Below are 18,912 nucleotides of genomic sequence, written 5' to 3' on the forward strand. Positions count from 1 at the left end.
GGTGAAGCTGCGGCACACGCGCATGAAGCGACGAGGGCGTCCCGGATGGAATGGAGCGTATTCCTAAACAGAATTGAACATCATTCTCGGCTTGTCAACGCCGATACATCCCGAAACACGCAACTGGCATGGGGACCGGATCCCGGGTTGAGCAGGTCCGGCAACCGCGAGCAAGCGGATCACGAGGATGCACCGGATTCCTCGGACGACTTGGGATCGACAAAGGACACAATGTTCGGATTCGAGGGCGGGACAGGATTGACCCAGCGCTCAGGGTGCTTGATCACGACGGCAGCGAGTTTTCCTACGCGTTGTCCGCCGCGGCCCACAACACCGAAGTGATGAACGTTCGAGTTTCCGGGCCCGACGAGGTGCCAGCGCGCCTTGATGACTTGCCGCTGGATGCCGATACCCAGTTTCTCCGACGGGCTCGCATCAGGATCGATCCCGTTGCCGTCGTCACCGTAGAGCGCCGCGAAGTCGCGGAATGTCCGCGGGGAGACGAGAGCCATCCCTTCTGGCACGAAATGGACCGGCGCGCCGGCTTCGTTGTAGGGGATGGATCCATCAGCGATCCCCTGTTGCAGCCACACCATGAAGCGAACGGCTGCGTCGCTGGGCGTCTCGTGAATGGACTTGGCGTCGTCGGTATCCGACTTTGGCAGGGATGCGAACGGAGTAACGGGTCGCGTGGCTGAGGGCGGCCGGCGGTGGGGCTTCCCGGATACCGTGCCCGCGGATGTCACCGAGTCGTCATCGGAGAGGAATTCGTCGTTTCGGCCGAGATTCGCGGTCGCGGCTGGCACCTCGTGCCCCTTGGCTTCGCTGGTCTTCACCTCGCTCGCCGGCTGGTCACGACCCGTGGATGGCCTGGTCGCCGCATTGGCGGGCTTGGGAGGAGGAATATCGGGCGGCGTCAGCGGACCCGAGGCGCGTTGCCGCTCAGGGCGATCACCGGGCTTTGGTGCCCCGCCCTGGCCGTCGCCCGGGGGTTCGTCGGCTCGCTTGTCCCGTGTCTTTCGGGGCGGTTTGACGACGAGTTCGCCATCGAAGTCGGACGGGTAGTCGTCCGCCGAATCGAAGAGCTTCACCAAGGGGAACTTCAGCATCGCGAACTCGTGGGCGTAGCCCTCGCCGCGGACCTCCACGTACCAGATCGCCTGACCGGTGTCGGGGTTGCGCTCCAGCAGCCCATAGTCCTGCCAAGTGTCAAACAGCCGGTCGTTCTTGGCCGGACCGGGAATGCTCGCGCCATCGTCCGGATTGGCGTGCGCGATCTCTTCCCGTACCGTGTCCGCGAGCCGCTTCGCCACAAACCAGGCTGCGCCAGCGCCAATCCAACCTGCCGCACCGTCCCGGTTGAGCGGCAACGCACCTTGGCGCAGCAGCCGGCGTATGGCGTCCATCAGTTGGTCGACCAGCGGGACCGCTGTCGCAGTCGCGAACTGGTTGCGTGGCCCATGCTGCAGGTTGCTCGCGGCCGAGCGGCGATCGGCCTGGCGCACGATCTCGGTCAGCACCCCGGTTGCGTCATCGCCCGACCAGGCATCCTCGAGCTGGCGCATGACCAGCGGTTCGCGCGCCACAAAGGCCAGGGCTGTTGCAGGGACGATCCTCGGCGCCAGCACCAGCGGCAGGCGACGGTGCGCACCGTAGTTGCGTTCGGCTTTCGGCGCGAATCGCACCTCGTATTCGACCGCGCCGGCGGTCGGCATGTCGCCGGACACCGGAAGCCATTGCCGCCCGGGGCCGCCTGTCCGGTCGGCGACACTCACGCGCAAGTCGGTCATCGGTTTGCCGATGTCGTGGAACAGCGCGGCGAGGATGACGGCGTAGGTCCAGTGATCGCGCTGGGCGTCGATCGCCTCGGCGGCGCCGCCCTTGGGCAGCAGGTATCCATTGCGCAAGCTGACCGCTGCATGGAGTACCTCGATCGTGTGGGCGGCCAAGCCGCCGACATGGGCGTGATGGTGCGCCTCGCTGGCCGGCAGGAGCTGCACGAACCGCAGGTAGCCGAGGATCGCGGGCGCGACGTCGCGATCCCAAGTGGATTGGCTCAGTTTCGATTCACGATGGATCTGTTGCAGCGCGTTCGAAAGCTTGCATACCTCGACCAGCGTCGGCGCGTCGAGCACCCTGAGCCAGCCGCTTCGGCTGGCGGCCAGGCCAGGGGCGGCAAGGGCACCGGTGGCGGGAGCTCCCGCCATCGCCTGCTCCGCATCGGCCGGACGCTGTCGCACGGCCCGTTCGCGGTAAATGGACCAGCCGAGCCAGCCGGCCAGCGCTGCCGCAGCCAGGAAACATGTGGCGGCAAGCGCGGCCATCGGGTCAGCCCTGGCGATTGCGGATCTGAGCCGCGCAGAACTGCGCCAGCAGCCACTTCTGCAGCACTTCCGGCGGTGGCGAGGGTCGCTCGGATTCCCAGACCTCGACAGTCGTACCTCGGCAGAACGCGGAGAAGGTTTCGGCCAGCGGCTTCCACTTCTCGTCGTCGCGTTTCGCGCGGTACCGGCAGAACGGCAGGGTGACCAGATCCGCCGCGAGCTGGGCCGGATCAGCCGGCCGCAGGGCCTCCACGTAACGCGCCAGCAGGTCGCGGACCGTCAAGATCGGGTCATCCTCCGGATAGAGGTACACCTCTAGGCCATCGTATCGTCCGAGCCAGCACAGCAGCACGTTGCGCCATCCCGGCTCTCCAAGGCCCTCCAGGAAATGACCGATGGTCATGACGGCCTGGGTGCGGGCCTCCTGCTGGTGCGAGGGAATCGGCGGGGGCAGGTCGTTCATCACGAAAACACCTCTGAAAGGTGCGAGTTGTTCTTCTTCACGTCTTGTCCCAAGCCGTGCACGGCCGCTCGCGGCCGCGCAGGGCACACCTTACTTTAGGCATAGGACAGGGGACTTGGCGAGGACACGATAACGCCCGCGATTGACGGGGCGCGACAAGAGCGTGCCGCAATTCACCCTTTCTGTCCGCATCAAAATCGCGCCAGGTTTTTCGACTTTCCGCTTGACATGCCGCAGCGGTTGTACCGGAACCTTTGGCGCATTTGTCGCCAGGCCGCTCCAGGCGGTCTGGCGACCCGTCTCCCGTCGGCCTTTGCCGCAAGGCGCCCCGTACCCGTAAATCCTTCGCCCAGCGGAATTTGAGCTGGGCGCCCTTTCGGGTTGGGCCTGTAGCCCCGTAGAAGGCGGACCGCCACCGGCCGCCCACCCTTGCACCCTTTCGCCTACGATCTTTTCCCCCTCGATGCAAGGCGAAATTCGAAAAATGTTTTTCGAATTTCGGGCTGCAAGACGCAATCGCACTCGCCACACTGCGCCCCGTGACTGGCCGCTGACCCCAGCAGCCCGGCGTCCTCACCGCTCCCGGTGGGGACGCCTCCCCTCACGGAGCGGACCCACATGACTCGCCTTCTTGCGCTTGCGCTGCTGCTGGTTGTCACCGGTGCGTGGGCCACCCCGCCCGACCAGGTCCGCCTTGCCCGTTATACCGTCGCCGAACCTGCCCCTGCCGCAGCGGTCGTCGATCCGCTCGCGGTAGTCGCAGCTGTCAACTTCCCGCGCGAGCATGTGCGAACCGTAGGCGATGCGGTCGCCTACCTCCTCCTGCGGACGGGCTACCGCGTGGCATCCGCCGATCCCGCTGCCACCGCCCTTCTGGCCTTACCCCTACCCGAATCACATCGCGTCCTGGGCCCCTACCCGGCCCGCGCGATTCTTCAGGTCCTCCTCGGGGACTCCTACAACGTGAATCCCTCGCCCGTCGATCGCACCCTGACGATCACTCTGGGCGGCCCCAACTCTGCGGACCCAAACGAGGTGGCGATCGTGGAAGCAGTCATCACCCGTCCCGTCGCACCTGTCACGCCACCGGAGGCGATCCAATGAACGCGCCGCAAACTCCACCCGTCGGCGCCTTCTCCCGCTTCGCTCCACACATTTCGCTGTCCTCGTCGGACCACCGCGCGCGCGTCCTGTACCTGATCGCTGCCCTGCTCGTCGCCGGGGCAGTCTTCTTGGTCCTCAGCCCAAGCCCGTCGGAACCGCTGCTGAAACCCGAAGGTGTGGCCCCGGTGCCGCAGCCGCTACCCACGATCGCGGCGCCCGAGCCGCCGCCCCCCGCTTCGCGACGGCTGGACCAGCTTGACGACCGCATCGCTGAACTCTCCCGCTCCTTCGAGGATTTTGGGGCCCGGTTCTCGGCCATTGAGGCCCGCCTTGTCGCGTTGGATGAGCGCAATGACGACATTCGCACGCGGCTGGAAGCGCTCGCCAACCCACCCCAGCCGAATCCGGTGCCGGCACAACGGCCCGTACGCGCCAAGCCGCCCAAGCCGGCTGGGCCCGAGCCGCGGATGCCCACCATCCTGTCGATCGACACCTGGGGCAGTAAGCCTTCTGTCGCGATTCGCGACACGCAAGGCAACCTGGCGTTCTATCGCGAGGGTGATGCTGTCGGAATTGCGCGCATCGAGCGCATCGATTCCCAGGCGCGCCGGGTCCACCTCCGCCTACCCGATGGCACCGTGACCGCCGTCGATGCCAAGAACTGAGGCGTGAGTCATGCGAAAGACCGTCCTGTTCCTCTTCGTCGCCGTGCTGCACCCGGCGGCGGCAGTCGAGACCGGCCACACGCAGCTGCGCGCCGTCCAACCTGCCACGACCGCCGCCGACCCCTCGGCCTCCGAGGCCACCGAAGTTGCGGCCGTCGATCGCGTCGAAGCCGGCTACTGGGGCATCACCGTCGAGGAGTTGCACCGTGCGCGACGCCTGATGCGCGGCCCACGCGGCGCCTTCAGCGTGGCCACCATCAGCCCGGTCGAAGTGCTTGGCATCCACGCCCGCTCCGACGCGGAGCGCGACCGCTACGCGGAGCTCTTCGCCAAACTGTTGCACGACGATACTCAGCGTGTCCTCGCCTGGCAGCGAGCCGGTGATGCTGCCACGCGGCGTCTCTACCCGCACGGCAAGGCGATCGACTTCGGGCGCGCTCCGAACGCCCCCACCCTCCCCAACTGGTATTTCACGCCGGGAGGTGCGGCGCAATGAACTCGTCTCCCGCACGTCGCACCTTCCTCGTCCGCCTCTGCCAAGGCGGGCTGCTGGCGGCAGTGCCTGGGCTCGCCTTCGGCCGCGAGCGCACCCGCGTGGTCTATCCACCAGTCCCGCCCGCTTATCGCATCGTGGCCCAGTCGCTCGCGCTTCCGCCCAAGCTCTTTTTCGCCATCGCGATCCAGGAGTCCACCATGCAGTGGGGTGCGCTGGCGCTGCCCTGGCCGTGGACGCTCAATGTCCGCCGTAGCCCCCGCCGCTACCAACGCTATCCGGAAGCGGTCACCGACCTAAAGCACGTCCTCGCCCAGGGGCTACGCAACGTGGATTGCGGCCCGATGCAGGTCAACTGGCACTACCACTCCGACAAGTTGCGCACGCCCGAGCTTGCGCTCGACCCCTGGCACAACCTGCGGGTGGCCGGCGCGATCCTCCTCGAGCGGCGCCGCTCAGCAGCCAACTGGTTCGACGCCGCCGGCGCCTATCACAGCCCCGGCGACTCCTCGCGGGCCAACGGCTACGCACGCTCCGTCTTCGCACGGATGGAGAGGATTCCCGATCATGCATGAGTTGCCGCATCGGCCGCGTCTGACTGGCTTCCGCATCGGGGGCGATCGCCCGCGCCTCTACGCTGCCACTGTCACCTTCCGTGCGGGACCCCATCGCGCCGGAACGACTTCGGCGCCATATCCCATCCCGATAGCCGTGCCGTCTCCCTCCCCCCGCAGTTCTTGCGGGTCCTTGACCGCTGCAACAGCGGTTTCAGCACAACCATGGTCCTCTTCAACGGCGTCCTCCCTGCCGATGGACCATGGTTGTGCGCTCTTCTTGGCGAATCGCACATGAGCCACGGCACCATCGAAGCGTGGCTGCGTCCCCCCATCGAGATCTGGAGTGCGCTGACCGCGGCGTGTTGCGGCCTCGTCGCGCTCATCACTCCGTGGGCGCTGATGATGCCCCCGGACCTGGGCCTGGGCACCGCCGCCCTCGCCTTCGGCTTTGCCGGCCTGCGCGCCCGACAGGCATGGCGGGTATGCCGTTATCAGTACGGTCTCACCCGGTACAAGGCGACGACCATCGCGCCGCACAAGCTGCCGCGCATTCCGGGCAAGCTGTATCTGGGCGAAGGCTTCGCCTGGGGGCAACAACACACGCAACGCCGCATGGACGCCACGCGCCCGCAGGCCCAACCCTACCTGGTCGAAGGCGCAAGCATTCGCGCAATGCGCGCGGTGCTTCGCGCGATGAGCGCCACACCGCTCAGGCCGATTGCCGCAGCGCTCGCGCTCCCCCGTTGGTGGAACCCGCTGTCGGAGCCTGCCGATCTCGGTGGGACGCCGGTACTGCACGGCGTCGAGCCCAATGAGGCCCACGTCACCCTCGGGCAGAAACATCGCCCCGGCCACTTGGTCGTCCTCGGCACGACGCGCGTCGGCAAGACCCGTGCGATGGAGCTCTTCGTCACCCAGGACATCCGCGACGGGAAGGTCGTCGTCGTCATCGACCCGAAGGGCGACGCGGACCTCATGCTGCGCGTCCATGCCGAAGCCGCGCGGACCGGGCGCCTCGACCACCTCTATCTCTTCCACCTGGGTTACCCCGACATCTCCGCCCGTTACAACGGCATCGGCAACTTCGCCCGCATCACCGAGGTCGCGAACCGCACGACGAATCCCCTGCCCTCCAGCGGCAACTCGGCGGCCTTCAAGGAATTCGCCTGGCGCTTCACGAATCTCGTCGCCCAAGCCCAGGTTGCCCTCGGGCAGGTGCCCACCTACAACGTGCTGCTGCGCGACATCACGGACATCGAACCGCTCTTCCTGCGCTACGCGACGCATGTGTTGCGCACGGAAGGCCCCGAGAATTGGGAGATCCTTGTCGAGGAAGTGCAGACCCGCATCGAGAAACGCCAGATCACCGTTCCGCGCGCCCTGCAGGATCGTAGCGACCGCCTGATCGCCCTCGTGCACGTTCTGAAGGATCTGCAGCTGCCCGACGCAGTCCTCCAGGGCCTCGCCACCGCGGTCCGCTACGAGCGGAGCTTCTTCGAGAAGATCGTGGCCTCGCTCGGCCCCTTCCTGGAGAAGCTCACCACCGGCCCCGTCGGCAAGCTGATCTCGCCGGACTATTTCGACGAGACCGATATCCGGCCGATCTTCGACTGGATGCAGGTCATCCGGCAGGGCGGCATCGTCTACGTCGGTCTCGACGCCCTCTCGGATGCCACCGTCGCTGCGGCCGTCGGCAACTCGATGCTCGCCGATCTCGTGAGCGTCGGCGGAAAGCTCTACAAGACCGGCCTCGACCCTCACCATCCCGAAGGCAAGATCGTCCTGCCGGATGTGGCCTGCCACTTCGACGAGGTGAACGAGATCGCGGGACCGGAGTTTGTGCCGATGGTGAACAAACTGGGCGGATCGGGCTTCAGCATCACCGCCTACACCCAGACCATTCCCGACATCGAGGCAAAGCTCGGCGACGCCGCCAAGGCTCGGCAGGTGCTGGGCAACTTCAACAACATCATCATGCTGCGCGTGAAGGATCCGGGCACTGCGGAGTTTTTCTGCAATCAGCTGCCCGAAGTCGACGTGCAGCACCTCATGGTCGTGACCGGCGTGAGCGACACCGACGGGTCGACCGAGACGGACTTCACCTCCCGCAACGAAGACCGCCTCACCACCCAGCGACTGCCGATGGTCTCCCCGGCTGACATCATGGCCCTGCCACAAGGGCAGGCCTTCGCCCTGCTGGAGGGCAACCGCCTCTTCAAGCTGCGCTTTCCGCTGCCCGATGCCACGAACGATCGCTTCATTCCGCCGTCGCTCCACGAGGTGGCACTCCAGATGCGGGCCAAATATCGGACGGCCGAGCACTGGGCCGCTCAGACGGATTGGCTAAAGGACATGCCGGTCGGGCTCGTCGCGCCACTGGGCTTCGACACCTCGGACGATGACGCCGGGGAGGCGGCAGTGAGCGCCCCCGCCCGGCCGCCCGAAGGCGGCGCTCCCCCTCCCTCGGGGAGGATGTCGCGTAGCGACAGGAGGGCAGTCCTGTGAGCACCGCCGCGTCATCCACGGGATCCGCCCGTCCCCCGGCGCCCCAGGCATCGGCCACACCGGCGGGCCGCTCCCGCGGCCCCATTGCTGCGCTGGCGAGCGTTGTTATCGGCCTCGCCTTTTCCACCCTGAGCTCCTGGATCTTCGGGACTGCCCTTACTGTCCTGGGCGATCACACCTTCTGGAGGGGCCGCGGCGTCGAACGCGCCATAGCCGCCGTGGAGGAGGACTTCGGCTACCTCCAGGGCTATCCCCGGTCGCTCATGGTCGACGACACCGTCGCCTTTGCGCGCGACTTCGCCGAGCTCGTCGCGCGTCCGTTCCATTCGCTGGGCGCCCCCGCCTTCATCGCCCGTACGACTGCTATCGAGCCCGACGCCGTGGCGAAACCCCACGCGCGCGCCGTACGCCGCATCGTCAAGGAAGTCGGGCGCGCCGTTGAGACCGCTTTCTACGTGGCCCAGGACACCGCCATCCGCCTGGCGATCGCCTTCTATGCGCTGCCGGCCTTCGTGATGGCCATCTTCATCGGCCTGATCGATGGCCTGGTCCGCCGCGACCTGCGCAGGTGGACCGGTGGCCGGGAGTCCTCCTACGTCTACCACCACTCGAAGCGCTTCACCTGGTGGTTCCTCACTGCCGGTTTCACCGCCTATCTCGCGTGGCCTTTCGGCGGATTCAATCCCGCGTACCTCGTCCTGATCTTCGCAACCCTGGTGGCCGCGGCCCTCTCTACCACCGCCAGCACGTTCAAGAAGTACCTGTAGCAACCAAGGAGTCCGTCATGCCATTGCTGCTCCGCTTCACCATCGCCGCCCTCGTCGCCGCTACCACCTTGCCGGTGGCTGCCGACACCGACCGCGAGCGCGAGAACCTCGCGCGCCTGGAACATGAGCTCGCGCTTCTCGCCACCGAGGTTCGCGCGGCGAAGGCCGATGCCCCCTCCATTGCCCGCATCCATTTTCAGTACGACGAGCTCGCCCGCGACCTCGATCTCATCCGTGCCGGTATTGCGGATCACCTCGACGCACCGCGCCATCCCCGCCCGATCGAACCGCTGAAGGGCGATTACCGGCGCTGAGCCCGGAGGTACCGGCATGTCGCCCCAGCAGTCCGCCGCCTTCGCCGCCGCGGCCGGCTACCAACCCGGCTACATCGGGCTCTTCTTCGCCCTGCTCGTCGGCGCTGTGGTCGTTCTCTGGGCCGCCGACATGGTGCGCAGACTCGGGATCGAAGGCCTCGACGACCCGCGCCGCCTGCCGATGCTCCTGTTCTACAAGCTGCGTGTGCTGATCATCGTCCTGCTGCTGATCTATCTGCTCACCTAGATCGCGGCCGCCTCGGCAGGCCGGGCCGCAGGCCTGCCGACGTTCCACGGTGCGGCGCCTCACCACCTCACGGAGGAAACCATGAATCTCCTCATCCAACCTTCGGGCGCAGCGAGTGCCGCGGATCGTCACACGGCGCAAGCCCCCGCGCTTCCCCTGCGATGCAGGGCGAAGGCCGCCGCCCACATCGCCTTGCTTGGCCTCGGCGTCCTCGCCTCGGTCTTCGTCGCCGAACCAGCCCTGGCCGAGTTGCCGACGGCCGTCGCCGCGGACGGTGCCGCTTCCGGGGACTACATCGAGATCGGCAAGCAGTATTTCAAGAACGGCCTGATCGTCCTGGGTCTCATCATCGCCACGCTGGGCTTCATCGCGGTCGCGGCCGGCGGCATCGCGAAGTTCAACGAATACCGCATGGGTCGCGCGGAGCTCGGGGACCTGGGCGTGCTGGCGGTCGTCGGCGCCGTCGTGCTGGTGCTCATGGTCTACCTCCTCAACGAGGCGGCCACCATCATCGACTAGGCGCCACCATGGACACCTCCAGCCCTCTGGCGCCGACGCCCGATGCATCCAGCGGAACGGGCCGCGCGCCGCTGCCCGACCGCGTTAACGCGGAGCCCTCGATCATCAAGGGACTCTCGTACACCGAGTCGAAATGGGCCATCGGGCTGGCCTTCCTGCTGTGGTTCCCCGTGGGCGGCGTGGTGGGCCTGGCCCTGCAGCACCTACCGGTGGCCGTTCTCATCATCGCCACCGGTCCCATCGCCACGGTCTGGGTCGCGGCGGGGTACCTCGCTACGATGAAGCGCAATCGCCCCGATCACTACTACGTTCAACTGCTCAAGCGTCGCGCGGCGCGCCTCGGCCTCCTCCGCTCTCATTTTGTTGCGCACGCGGGCGCCTGGGACCTCGGCCGCGCCCTCGTGCCCCCTCAGGTGGCGAAACGCCGGAACCCATTGTGCTGAGCCCGGAGCATTGCCATGCCTACCTACACCGACAACCTCGCAAACGCCCGCGCGACGATTCGCCTCCAGTCATGGGCCATCCTCGTCGCGCTGGTCATCGTGCTGATCGCGGTGGCCGACCGCTTCGTGAGGCAGACGGACTTCATCGTGCATATCCCGCCAGACCTCTCCCGCGGGGTCACCATTCAGGCGGGACGTACGCCGGAGGTGCCGCCCCCGAACGTCTATGCCTTCGGCTATCTCATCTGGCAGCAGCTCAACCGCTGGGCCAAGGATGGCTCCAAGGACTACGTCGCTCAGATCTACGCGCTCCAGAACTACCTGACGCCGTCCTGCCGAGAGCAGCTCCTCAAGGACGTCAGCGTCAAGACCGGCGATGCGGAGCTGATCCAGCGCACCCGCGCCCTCCTGGAGATTCCCGGGTACGGCTACACCGCGAACCGGGTGACGGCACACGGCAACGGTGGATGGACGGTGCTCCTCGATGCACAGATCCTCGAAACCTCCAAAGGGATGCCCGTGAAGGACACTTTCATCCGCTATCCCCTGCACGTGGTGCGCTACGACGTCGACCGGGAGCGCAACCCGTGGGGTCTCGCCCTGAACTGCTTTGCCCGCCGTCATCCCGAGCGGATCGACCCGCAGGCCCTGGAGGCGCCGATCGCGCCCCAGCCGGCGCCGGCGGCGCCGCTGCCTCCATCCGCGGCACCGTCTCCCACCACTACCGGTTCGGACCTGCCGCAGGCCGTGCCGCCGCGGGTCCCGGACACGAAGGAGGAGTCGTCATGATCGCCATTCGCGCCGCCACCGCGCTTGTCTGTCTCGGCGTTCTTGCTTCTGCCTCTGCGCAGGAGCCCGAAGCCAAGGCGCCCTCCCCGCTTAGCCTGTCGCCCGGGTCTGTCGGGTCGGGGACGGCACCAACCTGGCATCCCGCAGGCACGACGACCATGGATCTCGGCACCCTCCCCCCGGAGCCGGCCCCCAAGCCCGCTCCGGCACCCGCACCCCAGTCCCACGGCTCGGCCGCCGGGAAGCCTGCAAGTCCTCTATCGCCCCCGGAAACGCAGGCGCCGCCGCGCCCACCCCCTCGACCCGCCGATCGCCCCGACGACCGCCAAACCAATGTCGGCCGCACCCAGCATGTGCTGTTCGAGCGCCTTCCCGTCCAGGTGCTCCTGAGCCCAGGGCGGGAGCGCCTGCTGCAGCTCCCGTTCGTCGCATTGATGGATGTGCCCGCTAGCCTGCAGGGTGTGCTCGAGCTCCAGATTATCGAGGACACCGCGTATCTGACGGCGAACGGACCCTTCCCGCGCGCCCGGCTGTATGCGCAGGCAATCGACGGCGGCGCGACGGTTCCGCTCGATATCGAGTCGGTCGAAGGCGTCCAGGTCCCGCCGATACTCCGCGTCCATCTGCCCGGTGATGCCGCCGAAGAGAGTGACGAACTCGCCGCAACCCGGCGGAACGACGAGCCGGCGGTCGACATGATCCAGCTCACGCGCTACGCGGCGCAGATGCTGTATGCGCCGGCCCGCCTGCTCCCCACCCTGCCGGGCGTGCGCCAGGAGCCGGTCGATCGGTCCCCCGTGGCCGGCCTCTACCGGGGAGGAGAGATCGAAACGGCGCCCTTGGGGGCCTGGTCGAGCGGGTCGCTGTACGTGACCGCCGTGCGCTTCACGAACCGCACCGGGCGCGCCATCGACCTCGAGCTGGACACGCGGTGGCTACGCGGGCAGTGGATCGCCGCAACGCCCCAGCACTGGCATCTCTTGCCCCATGGCTCCGAGGCCGACACGACCGCCGTCTACCTCGTCTCCGACCGGCCGTTTGCGGCCGTGCCGCTGTGGCGCTAGGAGACCGGCCATGCAGATTGTCCAGAACAGGCTGGTCCCCTTCCTCGCCGTGATTGCCCTCATCGTGACGGGCTACATCCTCTATCGGCAGAGCGACACGCCGGGCGTCGAGCCGGGGCCGCCCTTGACCGCAGTGCCGGAAGTACCCCTGCCGCCCACCGCCAAGGGGGCCGACGCCGATACGCCGCAGGAAACCCTCAAAACGGTGGTCGCGGGCTACACCGAGTTGAACGACCAGGTGCAGTCCCTGATCGCCGAAAACCGGCGCCTGCTGGAGCAGAACGATCGCCACCAGCGTAGCGAGGATCGCATCCGCGAGCAGCTTCGCCGTGAGTTGCGTACTGAAATGACAGCCGAAATGGACGCCCTCAAGCGCCAGCAGGCCGCCGCGGCCGACTCACAGGCGTCGAGCGGTGTGCTGGGATCAGCGATCGGCGCGGCCAACCTCCCTGCCGGCTTCGGCTTCGACAAGGCGAAACCGGATGCGACGGCGCTGGTCGGGACCGCCGCGCCGACCCGCATCCTGCCGCTGGGCTACGAGATGGGCAAGGGCGCCGACGGAAGGCAAGGCGTCGTGCGCAAGGTCACCCTCGCCGAAGCCGCGCCGCCCGCCCGCCGTACGGCGCGCGCGCCGGCCCGAACGGCCGCCCCTGCCCCCACGCCCTTCTACACGATCCCCGAGAACGCGACCCTGACAGGCGTCGCCAACATGACCGCGATCATCGGCCGCGTACCGGTGGACGGCAAAGTGACCGATCCGATGCAGTTCAAGCTTCTGCTGGGGCCCGAGAACCTGGCCGCCAACGGTCATTATCTTCCCCGCAACCTCGCCGGCATCGTGGTGTCGGGCGTTGCCATCGGCGACATGACGCTCTCCTGCGCCGAGGGCCTCATCCAGTCCATGACCTTCGTCTTCAACGACGGAAGCATTCAGACGGTCAGCCGTCGCCGCGACGGAACGACCCCGTTGTACGGCGCAAGCGGTGGGGCCGCCGGCGGCAAGCCTTCGCTCGCCGCGGCGCCGAAGCTCGGCTGGATCTCCGACCGCCACGGCAACCCATGCATCCCCGGGCAGTTCGTCACCAATGCCCCGGCCGTCCTCGCCGACACCATCGGCCTGCGCAGCCTGTCGATCGCGGGCCAGGCGGCGGCCGCGGCCCAGACCACCACCACCGAGAACGTCTTTGGCACCACCTCCAGCCGGGTCACCGGGAGCAAGGGCACCTACATCCTCGGGCAGATGGCGAGCGCCGGCACCGACGAGGTGACGAACTGGCTGATGCGCCGGCTCGCCGACAGTTTCGATGCGGTCGTCGTACGCGCGGGGGGCGAGGTGGACGTGCACATCGACGCCGAAATCCAGATCGACAAGGCCCCCGACGCGCGGCGAATCGACTACGGGCGTCTCGACGCCCCGACCACCACGACGTCCCATCTGCGAGGTAGCTACTATGGACTGGACTGATTTTCCGCGGTTCGCCCGCCTCCTCGCAGCTGCCACGGTCGCGGCCCTCGCCCTCGGCGCCTGCAGCGTCGCAGGACCCCGCAAGTCGCCCTTGCCGGACGACGGACCCACCGTAGAGGAGATCTACCGCAAGCGTACCTCCGAATACGAGCGCATCCGGGCCCGCGAAGCCCTCCCGCTGCGGCCCGCCACCGAAGTCCTGCCCGGCCCCGTCCTGGAGCCGGCGATGCTCCAGCTTGAGCGCCGCTTCGCCCGGCTGCCCAACCCGGATCTCATCATGGTCGTGTTTCCCCACCTGTCCCGAGGGAAGTACCCGGCACCGGGCTACGTGACGGCGTTTCCGATGTACGAGCGGGTCGAATACCTGCTCCCCGGCGAGGCGGACGCGCTACGGCCGGCGCGCGATTCTGCCACCAGCCGGGTGGCCCACCCCTAAAGGAGCGACGGCCATGCTCGGATTGATTCGCATGCTGGGGCTCGCGCCAACCGCCGGGTCCGCCCCTGCCGACACGGAGGTCTCGCGCTGCGAGCCCGCCGTGCCGAGGAACCCCCTCCCGGTGCGGGAGCGCCAGCGGCTCGCCTCCCGCCCACCCAGCATCACCGACCTGCTGCCCTGGCGGGACTTCGACGAGAAGACCGGCACCTTCCTCCTCGAGGACGGCGTCTCCCGCGCACTGCTCTACGAGCTCGATCCGATGCCGAGCGAAGCCTGTGCCGATCAGTATCTCAAGGCACGCTGCGCGGAGGTCCAGGCGGCGCTCCAGGCCCTGCCGGAGTACGACGAGGCCCCGTGGGTCGTCCAGTTCTTCTGCAACGACGACACGGATCTCTCGTGGCAGATCGAGCGCATACGCGACTACATCGTCTCGGTGCATGCCAAGGCACCCGAGCGGGCGCGGCAGATTCTTGCGAGCGACTTCACGCGCCACTTCCTCGCCGAGATGGCCGAGCATCTGTCACTCGTGGCCCGGCCCGAGGGCCTCTTTCTCGATGAGGGGGTGTCGGGCAACCGGTGGCGCGGCCAGATCCGCCGCGTGCGTTGCGCCATCTATCGCCGTTTCCCGCCTCGCTTCGACTTCTCCCGGGAGCTTCTCGATCCCGTCGAGACGCTTCAGCAGACGGCACGCGGGCTCGTCGCCGGCCTGGCGCAGACCGGCATCCATGCCCGGCCGATGAACGCCGCAGATTTTTACTCGTGGCTGTTGCCGTTCTTCAACCCGAAGCCAGACTTCGCCGACACCGTAGGCGAGCTGCTCCGGCTGTGTCCGTATCCGCAACCCGACGAGGCGCCAGACAACCTCGATCTTGGGGAATTGCTCTTCCTTGCTGCGCCCAAGTCGGATCCCGAGGCCGGCCTGTGGTTTTTCGACGGCCGGCCGGTGCGGGCGCTGGCGCTGCAATCGATGCGCAAGCTCCCCGAGATCGGCCACTTCACCGCCGAGCGCGATCATGCCGGCAAGCTCTTCGCGCGCTTCGATCGCTTTCCCGACGGCACGATGCTCTCGGCGACCGTCGTCATCTGCCCGCAGGACACGATGACCGGTCGCATCGAAGCCATCAAGAGCGCCTCGCGCGCGAACATCCTCGAAGCCGCTCACACCTACGATGAGGCGGAGGCCGTCCTCGACAACATGCGCACCGACAAGCTCTACCCGATGTACCTCACGCTGTTCGTGCGGGGCGAAGACACCTCCCAGCTGGGGCGCACGGTGGCAGACCTCACCGCAGCCCTGCATACATCGGGGCTCCGCTTCATTCAGCCGGTGGACGAGCTGCACGGCTGCGACGTCTTCCTGCGCGCACTCCCGATGTGCTTCGACCCCGGGTTCGACGCGCGCCACCTGCGCCGCTCGCGCCTCGCCTTCGCCTCCCAGATCGCGTCCCTGCTTCCCCTCTATGGGCGCGCCCGCGGTACGGGCAAGCCCGGCTTCTGGCTATGGAACCGCGGCGGCGAGCCCCTCCTGTTCGACCCCTTGAATCCCCACGACCGCAACAAGAACGCCCACCTCCTCACCCTGGGTCCGACCGGCGCCGGCAAGTCGGCGACCCTGTGCTATCTAGCGATGCAGATGATGGCGATCTACCGACCACGCTTCTTCATCATCGACGCAGGGAAATCCTTCGGCCTCCTGGGCGAGCACATGCGCCGCCACGGGCTCACCGTCAACCAGGTCGAGCTCACCCCCGATACGCATGTCAGCCTGCCACCCTTCGCGATGGCTCCGCGGCTCTTCGATCAGGAAGGCATCAAGGCCCTCGACGAGGCATACGGGACGCCGGACGACGATGAGCTCCCGGACGCGGACCCCGACGGGCTCCCCGCGTCGCCCGAGGACGATGACGAAGGCGCGGACCCCGGCAAGCGCGACATCCTGGGCGAGATGGTCATTGCGACGACGCTGATGATTACCGGCGGAGAGGAATGCGAGATGCGCAAGATGAGTCGCGCGGACCGCTACCTGGTCGCTCGGGGAATCCTGGCCGCCGCGCGCCAGGCCCGCGACCGCGGCCAGCCGCATCCCCGGGTGCAGGACGTCGCCCACGCCCTGATGGCCATGCGTGACGACGAGGATCTGGGGCCCTCGCGGCGCGACCGGGCCGAGGAGATGGGCCAGGCGATGATGGTCTTCTGCGACGGTCTGCGCGGAAGGCTCTTCAACCGCTACGGCGCGACCTGGCCGGATGCTGACGTGACGATCGTGGAGATGGGCACGCTGGCGCAGGAGGGATATGAGGATGCCCTCGCGGTCGCCTATACGTCCCTGATTACCCATGTCCAGGCGCTGGCCGAGGCGACCCAGTATGACCACCGCCCCATCATCAACCTCACCGACGAAGGGCACATCATCACGGCCAATGATCTGCTGAACGTCTACTCCGTCAAGATTACCAAGATGTGGCGGAAGCTCGGCGCGTGGTACTGGCTCGGCACCCAGAACATGCAGGACTTTCCGGCATCGGCCTCCCGAATTCTCAACATGTGCGAGCACTGGGTGCTCCTCACCATGGACCGCGACGAGATCGCGCAGGTCGCCCGCTTCCGCACCTTGACCCCCGAACAGCGCGCGCTGATGGAGTCCACTCGCAAGGAGCCTCCGAAGTACACCGAGGGGGTGATCCTCAATCCGCAAATGCAGGCCCTCTTCAGGAATGTGCCCCCGCCCCTCGCCATCGCGCTCGCGATGACGGAGAAGCACGAGAAGGCCTGGCGCCTGGACATCATGAAGGCCACCGGCTGCACCGAACTCGAGGCGGCCTACGCGATTTCCCGCGAGATCGCGGCGAAGAGGGCAGCGTGATGGACACACAGGATCCGCGCGAACCCCTTGCCGCCGACCTTATCCTGGCCACGCAGCTCGATCGGGTCACAGCCGAAGCCCGCGGACACCACCGGCTGATCTTCCTGGAGTGCGTGCCCGACGACGCATTTGCCCTGTGGGCCCGCGCCAAGGCGCTCTCGGAGCCGGACGACGTGGCCTACATCCACCTCCTGGCGAGCGGCCGAGGCGTCATTTCCGGGGTCATCGTCGGCCTTGAGGTGGACGGCGACGACTTGGACGAAGACCTCAACACCGTGCTCTTCGGGCGGACTCTGGTCCTCGTGTCCGGCATCGAAAACGCCCGCCAGCAGCTGGGAGAGCGCCTGTTCCAGTGGCTGGAATGGGCCGCCATCCGGCTGCCGCTGACGGTCGCCAATACCGCGGACGCGACGCCGTTCGTAAGTCGCCTCGGGCGCCACCACGTCGCCGTCGACCAGATCCTCGACGGCCGGTTCTCGGGCACAGCCGCCGAGCTCGCGGGCCGTGTCATCAAGTCCTCACGGAAGAACCCATGAAGACGATGCGAAGCATTGGCGCCGCCGTCCTCCTTGGGCTCGCCGCCATGGCCCTCCAGGCCGCGGACATCCCGAGCACCCGATCCGGGCTCTATTACCGGCTGGGAGGCGGCGATTCCGCTTCGCGTGCGGCCAACCCCCACGGCGTGCCCTACAAGCTCACCCTGTCAGGGGTGGCCCGCCTCCACTACTCGTGCGGAGCCTACGACTTCGAGGTTTCGTTCCAGAACCTCATGAACCGGTTCGCGCAACTCGGCACCCAGGTCACGAACGCCGTTCAGGCCGGCATCGCCGCGTTGCCGCTGTACCTCTTCCAGCGGGCATCGCCCGGTCTGTACGAGCTATTCCAGACCTACGCGAAGAAGGCCGAGGTGGCAATCCAGATCGCCACCAAGAGCTGCGAGGAGATGGAGGCCCAGATCAAGGCCGGCGAGGATCCCTACGAGGATTTCATCCGCATGGCGCGGGGCGAGGCCTGGAAGCAGCAGGCTACCGTCACCAGGGATGTGGTGGTGGCGAAGGACAAGGTAAATGCCAGTGCCGGGAATGAGGGTATCAGTTGGATCGGAGGGGAAAAGGCCGGGGGAGTCGCCCAGGAGCCTGTCCGAATAGTGCATGACACAGTATTCGGGGGCTTCAACGTTACAATGGGGCAATCGCCCAAGACGCCGGCTGCAGCCTATCCTGCTGTCAAGTTGACTGCGACCTTCCCCTCTCCGGGAAGCGCCGCCACGTTTGGAACGGACGTACTTGGCGATGTGGAGATAAGTACCTGCAAGGAAAATGCCTGCCCGGTCCCGCAGTCGAAGACCGGCCTTGGCCTGATTCAGAAGTTCGAGCTTGAAATCCCGGTCGTGCAACGGCAAGTCGACGCCGTATTTGCCAACGTCGTGCCACGCGGGACGGATCTCGCGGCGGCGTCCGCTCCCGGTATCGTCGTGACCCGCGAGCTCGTCGACGCCATTCGCGAGCTCCCTGCCATCGAGCAAGGCATTGCGCGCCAGCGCCTGGTCCAGGACGTGGCACTGGCGAGGACCGTCGACAAGGCACTGATCATCCGAAACCTGCTCCTGACGGGACGGATGATCCCTGAGGTGTACAAGACCGCCAATACACAGATCGAATCCAAGCTCGCCGAGCTGAACCGCCACATCGACGACGTGCTCTACGAGGCCAATGTCCGTAAGCGCGTCATCTCCGAGACGGCGACCATCCTGCTGGACAATTATCACGCCGCGCGCGCCGCTTCGGCCGCGAATGCCGTGCAGCAGCCGGTCGACCAGCGGCCCATGATTGACGGGCGGGTCAGGAAATGACGGTTCATCCGTTGCCGTCGCGACGCCGACGCCTCGTCACTC

General features: G+C 67.1%; 19 protein-coding genes. 17 read left to right on the forward strand and 2 right to left on the reverse strand.

Annotated features, from left to right (window positions below; genetic code table 11):
* Positions 1–179: 179 nt before the first annotated feature.
* Both mobH and ToN1_RS03650 read right to left on the reverse strand, forming a co-directional pair.
* Positions 180–2,324, reverse strand: coding sequence for a MobH family relaxase (gene mobH / locus ToN1_RS03645; protein ID WP_169204638.1), 2,145 nt, complete (start codon positions 2,322–2,324; stop codon positions 180–182).
* 4 nt (positions 2,325–2,328) lie between these two features.
* Positions 2,329–2,787 (reverse strand): hypothetical protein, encoded by a 459-nt coding sequence (locus ToN1_RS03650; protein ID WP_169204639.1) that lies wholly within the window; start codon positions 2,785–2,787, stop codon positions 2,329–2,331.
* 618 nt (positions 2,788–3,405) lie between these two features.
* On the opposite strand from ToN1_RS03650, the gene pilL2 reads away from it, so the two are divergent.
* The 17 genes from pilL2 to ToN1_RS03735 all read left to right on the forward strand — a co-directional run bounded on the left by pilL2 (position 3,406) and on the right by ToN1_RS03735 (position 18,870).
* A complete protein-coding gene (pilL2, locus tag ToN1_RS03655) occupies positions 3,406–3,891 on the forward strand; it encodes a PFGI-1 class ICE element type IV pilus protein PilL2 (RefSeq protein ID WP_169204640.1) in 486 nt (161 codons plus the stop codon).
* Positions 3,888–4,556: a hypothetical protein gene (locus ToN1_RS03660; RefSeq protein WP_169204641.1), complete on the forward strand. Its 669-nt coding sequence runs from the start codon at positions 3,888–3,890 to the stop codon at positions 4,554–4,556. The genes pilL2 and ToN1_RS03660 overlap by 4 nt, the downstream gene beginning before the upstream one ends.
* 10 nt (positions 4,557–4,566) lie before the next feature.
* Complete coding sequence (locus ToN1_RS03665) at positions 4,567–5,052, forward strand: integrating conjugative element protein (RefSeq protein ID WP_169204642.1); 486 nt, start codon at positions 4,567–4,569, stop codon at positions 5,050–5,052.
* The gene (locus tag ToN1_RS03670; RefSeq protein WP_169204643.1) at positions 5,049–5,624 is read left to right on the forward strand and encodes a transglycosylase SLT domain-containing protein; all 576 of its coding nucleotides are present in this window, start codon (positions 5,049–5,051) and stop codon (positions 5,622–5,624) included. Before ToN1_RS03665 ends, ToN1_RS03670 begins: the two co-directional genes overlap by 4 nt.
* 273 nt (positions 5,625–5,897) lie before the next feature.
* Positions 5,898–8,111: a type IV conjugative transfer system coupling protein TraD gene (traD, locus tag ToN1_RS03675; RefSeq protein WP_244860958.1), complete on the forward strand. Its 2,214-nt coding sequence runs from the start codon at positions 5,898–5,900 to the stop codon at positions 8,109–8,111.
* The gene (locus ToN1_RS03680) at positions 8,108–8,878 is read left to right on the forward strand and encodes a TIGR03747 family integrating conjugative element membrane protein (protein WP_169208929.1); all 771 of its coding nucleotides are present in this window, start codon (positions 8,108–8,110) and stop codon (positions 8,876–8,878) included. The genes traD and ToN1_RS03680 overlap by 4 nt, the downstream gene beginning before the upstream one ends.
* Before the next feature lie 17 nt (positions 8,879–8,895).
* Positions 8,896–9,192 (forward strand): integrative conjugative element protein, RAQPRD family, encoded by a 297-nt coding sequence (locus ToN1_RS03685; RefSeq protein WP_169208928.1) that lies wholly within the window; start codon positions 8,896–8,898, stop codon positions 9,190–9,192.
* 16 nt (positions 9,193–9,208) lie between these two features.
* Entirely contained in the window at positions 9,209–9,439 is a 231-nt protein-coding gene (locus tag ToN1_RS03690) for a DUF3262 family protein (RefSeq protein ID WP_169141258.1), read from the forward strand.
* Between the two features lie 81 nt (positions 9,440–9,520).
* Positions 9,521–9,958, forward strand: a complete 438-nt coding sequence (locus tag ToN1_RS03695) for a TIGR03745 family integrating conjugative element membrane protein (RefSeq protein WP_169208927.1) — start codon at positions 9,521–9,523, stop codon at positions 9,956–9,958.
* A gap of 8 nt (positions 9,959–9,966) precedes the next feature.
* Positions 9,967–10,401: a TIGR03750 family conjugal transfer protein gene (locus ToN1_RS03700; protein WP_169208926.1), complete on the forward strand. Its 435-nt coding sequence runs from the start codon at positions 9,967–9,969 to the stop codon at positions 10,399–10,401.
* Positions 10,402–10,416: 15 nt separating this feature from the next.
* Positions 10,417–11,190, forward strand: a complete 774-nt coding sequence (locus tag ToN1_RS03705) for a PFL_4703 family integrating conjugative element protein (RefSeq protein WP_169208925.1) — start codon at positions 10,417–10,419, stop codon at positions 11,188–11,190.
* Positions 11,187–12,254 (forward strand): TIGR03749 family integrating conjugative element protein, encoded by a 1,068-nt coding sequence (locus ToN1_RS03710; RefSeq protein ID WP_210148012.1) that lies wholly within the window; start codon positions 11,187–11,189, stop codon positions 12,252–12,254. The genes ToN1_RS03705 and ToN1_RS03710 overlap by 4 nt, the downstream gene beginning before the upstream one ends.
* A gap of 10 nt (positions 12,255–12,264) precedes the next feature.
* The gene (locus tag ToN1_RS03715) at positions 12,265–13,719 is read left to right on the forward strand and encodes a TIGR03752 family integrating conjugative element protein (RefSeq protein WP_210148013.1); all 1,455 of its coding nucleotides are present in this window, start codon (positions 12,265–12,267) and stop codon (positions 13,717–13,719) included.
* Positions 13,706–14,155: a TIGR03751 family conjugal transfer lipoprotein gene (locus ToN1_RS03720; RefSeq protein WP_169208737.1), complete on the forward strand. Its 450-nt coding sequence runs from the start codon at positions 13,706–13,708 to the stop codon at positions 14,153–14,155. The genes ToN1_RS03715 and ToN1_RS03720 overlap by 14 nt, the downstream gene beginning before the upstream one ends.
* Positions 14,156–14,168: 13 nt before the next feature.
* Positions 14,169–17,018 carry a conjugative transfer ATPase gene (locus tag ToN1_RS03725; RefSeq protein WP_169208738.1) on the forward strand — a complete coding sequence of 950 codons (2,850 nt, stop codon included), beginning with the start codon at positions 14,169–14,171 and terminating at the stop codon, positions 17,016–17,018.
* Positions 17,018–17,554 carry a hypothetical protein gene (locus ToN1_RS03730; protein WP_169208739.1) on the forward strand — a complete coding sequence of 179 codons (537 nt, stop codon included), beginning with the start codon at positions 17,018–17,020 and terminating at the stop codon, positions 17,552–17,554. Before ToN1_RS03725 ends, ToN1_RS03730 begins: the two co-directional genes overlap by 1 nt.
* Positions 17,551–18,870: an integrating conjugative element protein gene (locus tag ToN1_RS03735; protein WP_169208740.1), complete on the forward strand. Its 1,320-nt coding sequence runs from the start codon at positions 17,551–17,553 to the stop codon at positions 18,868–18,870. The genes ToN1_RS03730 and ToN1_RS03735 overlap by 4 nt, the downstream gene beginning before the upstream one ends.
* The last annotated feature ends 42 nt before the right edge of the window (positions 18,871–18,912 follow it).

This window comes from Aromatoleum petrolei, assembly GCF_017894385.1.
GTDB classification, from domain to species: domain Bacteria; phylum Pseudomonadota; class Gammaproteobacteria; order Burkholderiales; family Rhodocyclaceae; genus Aromatoleum; species Aromatoleum petrolei.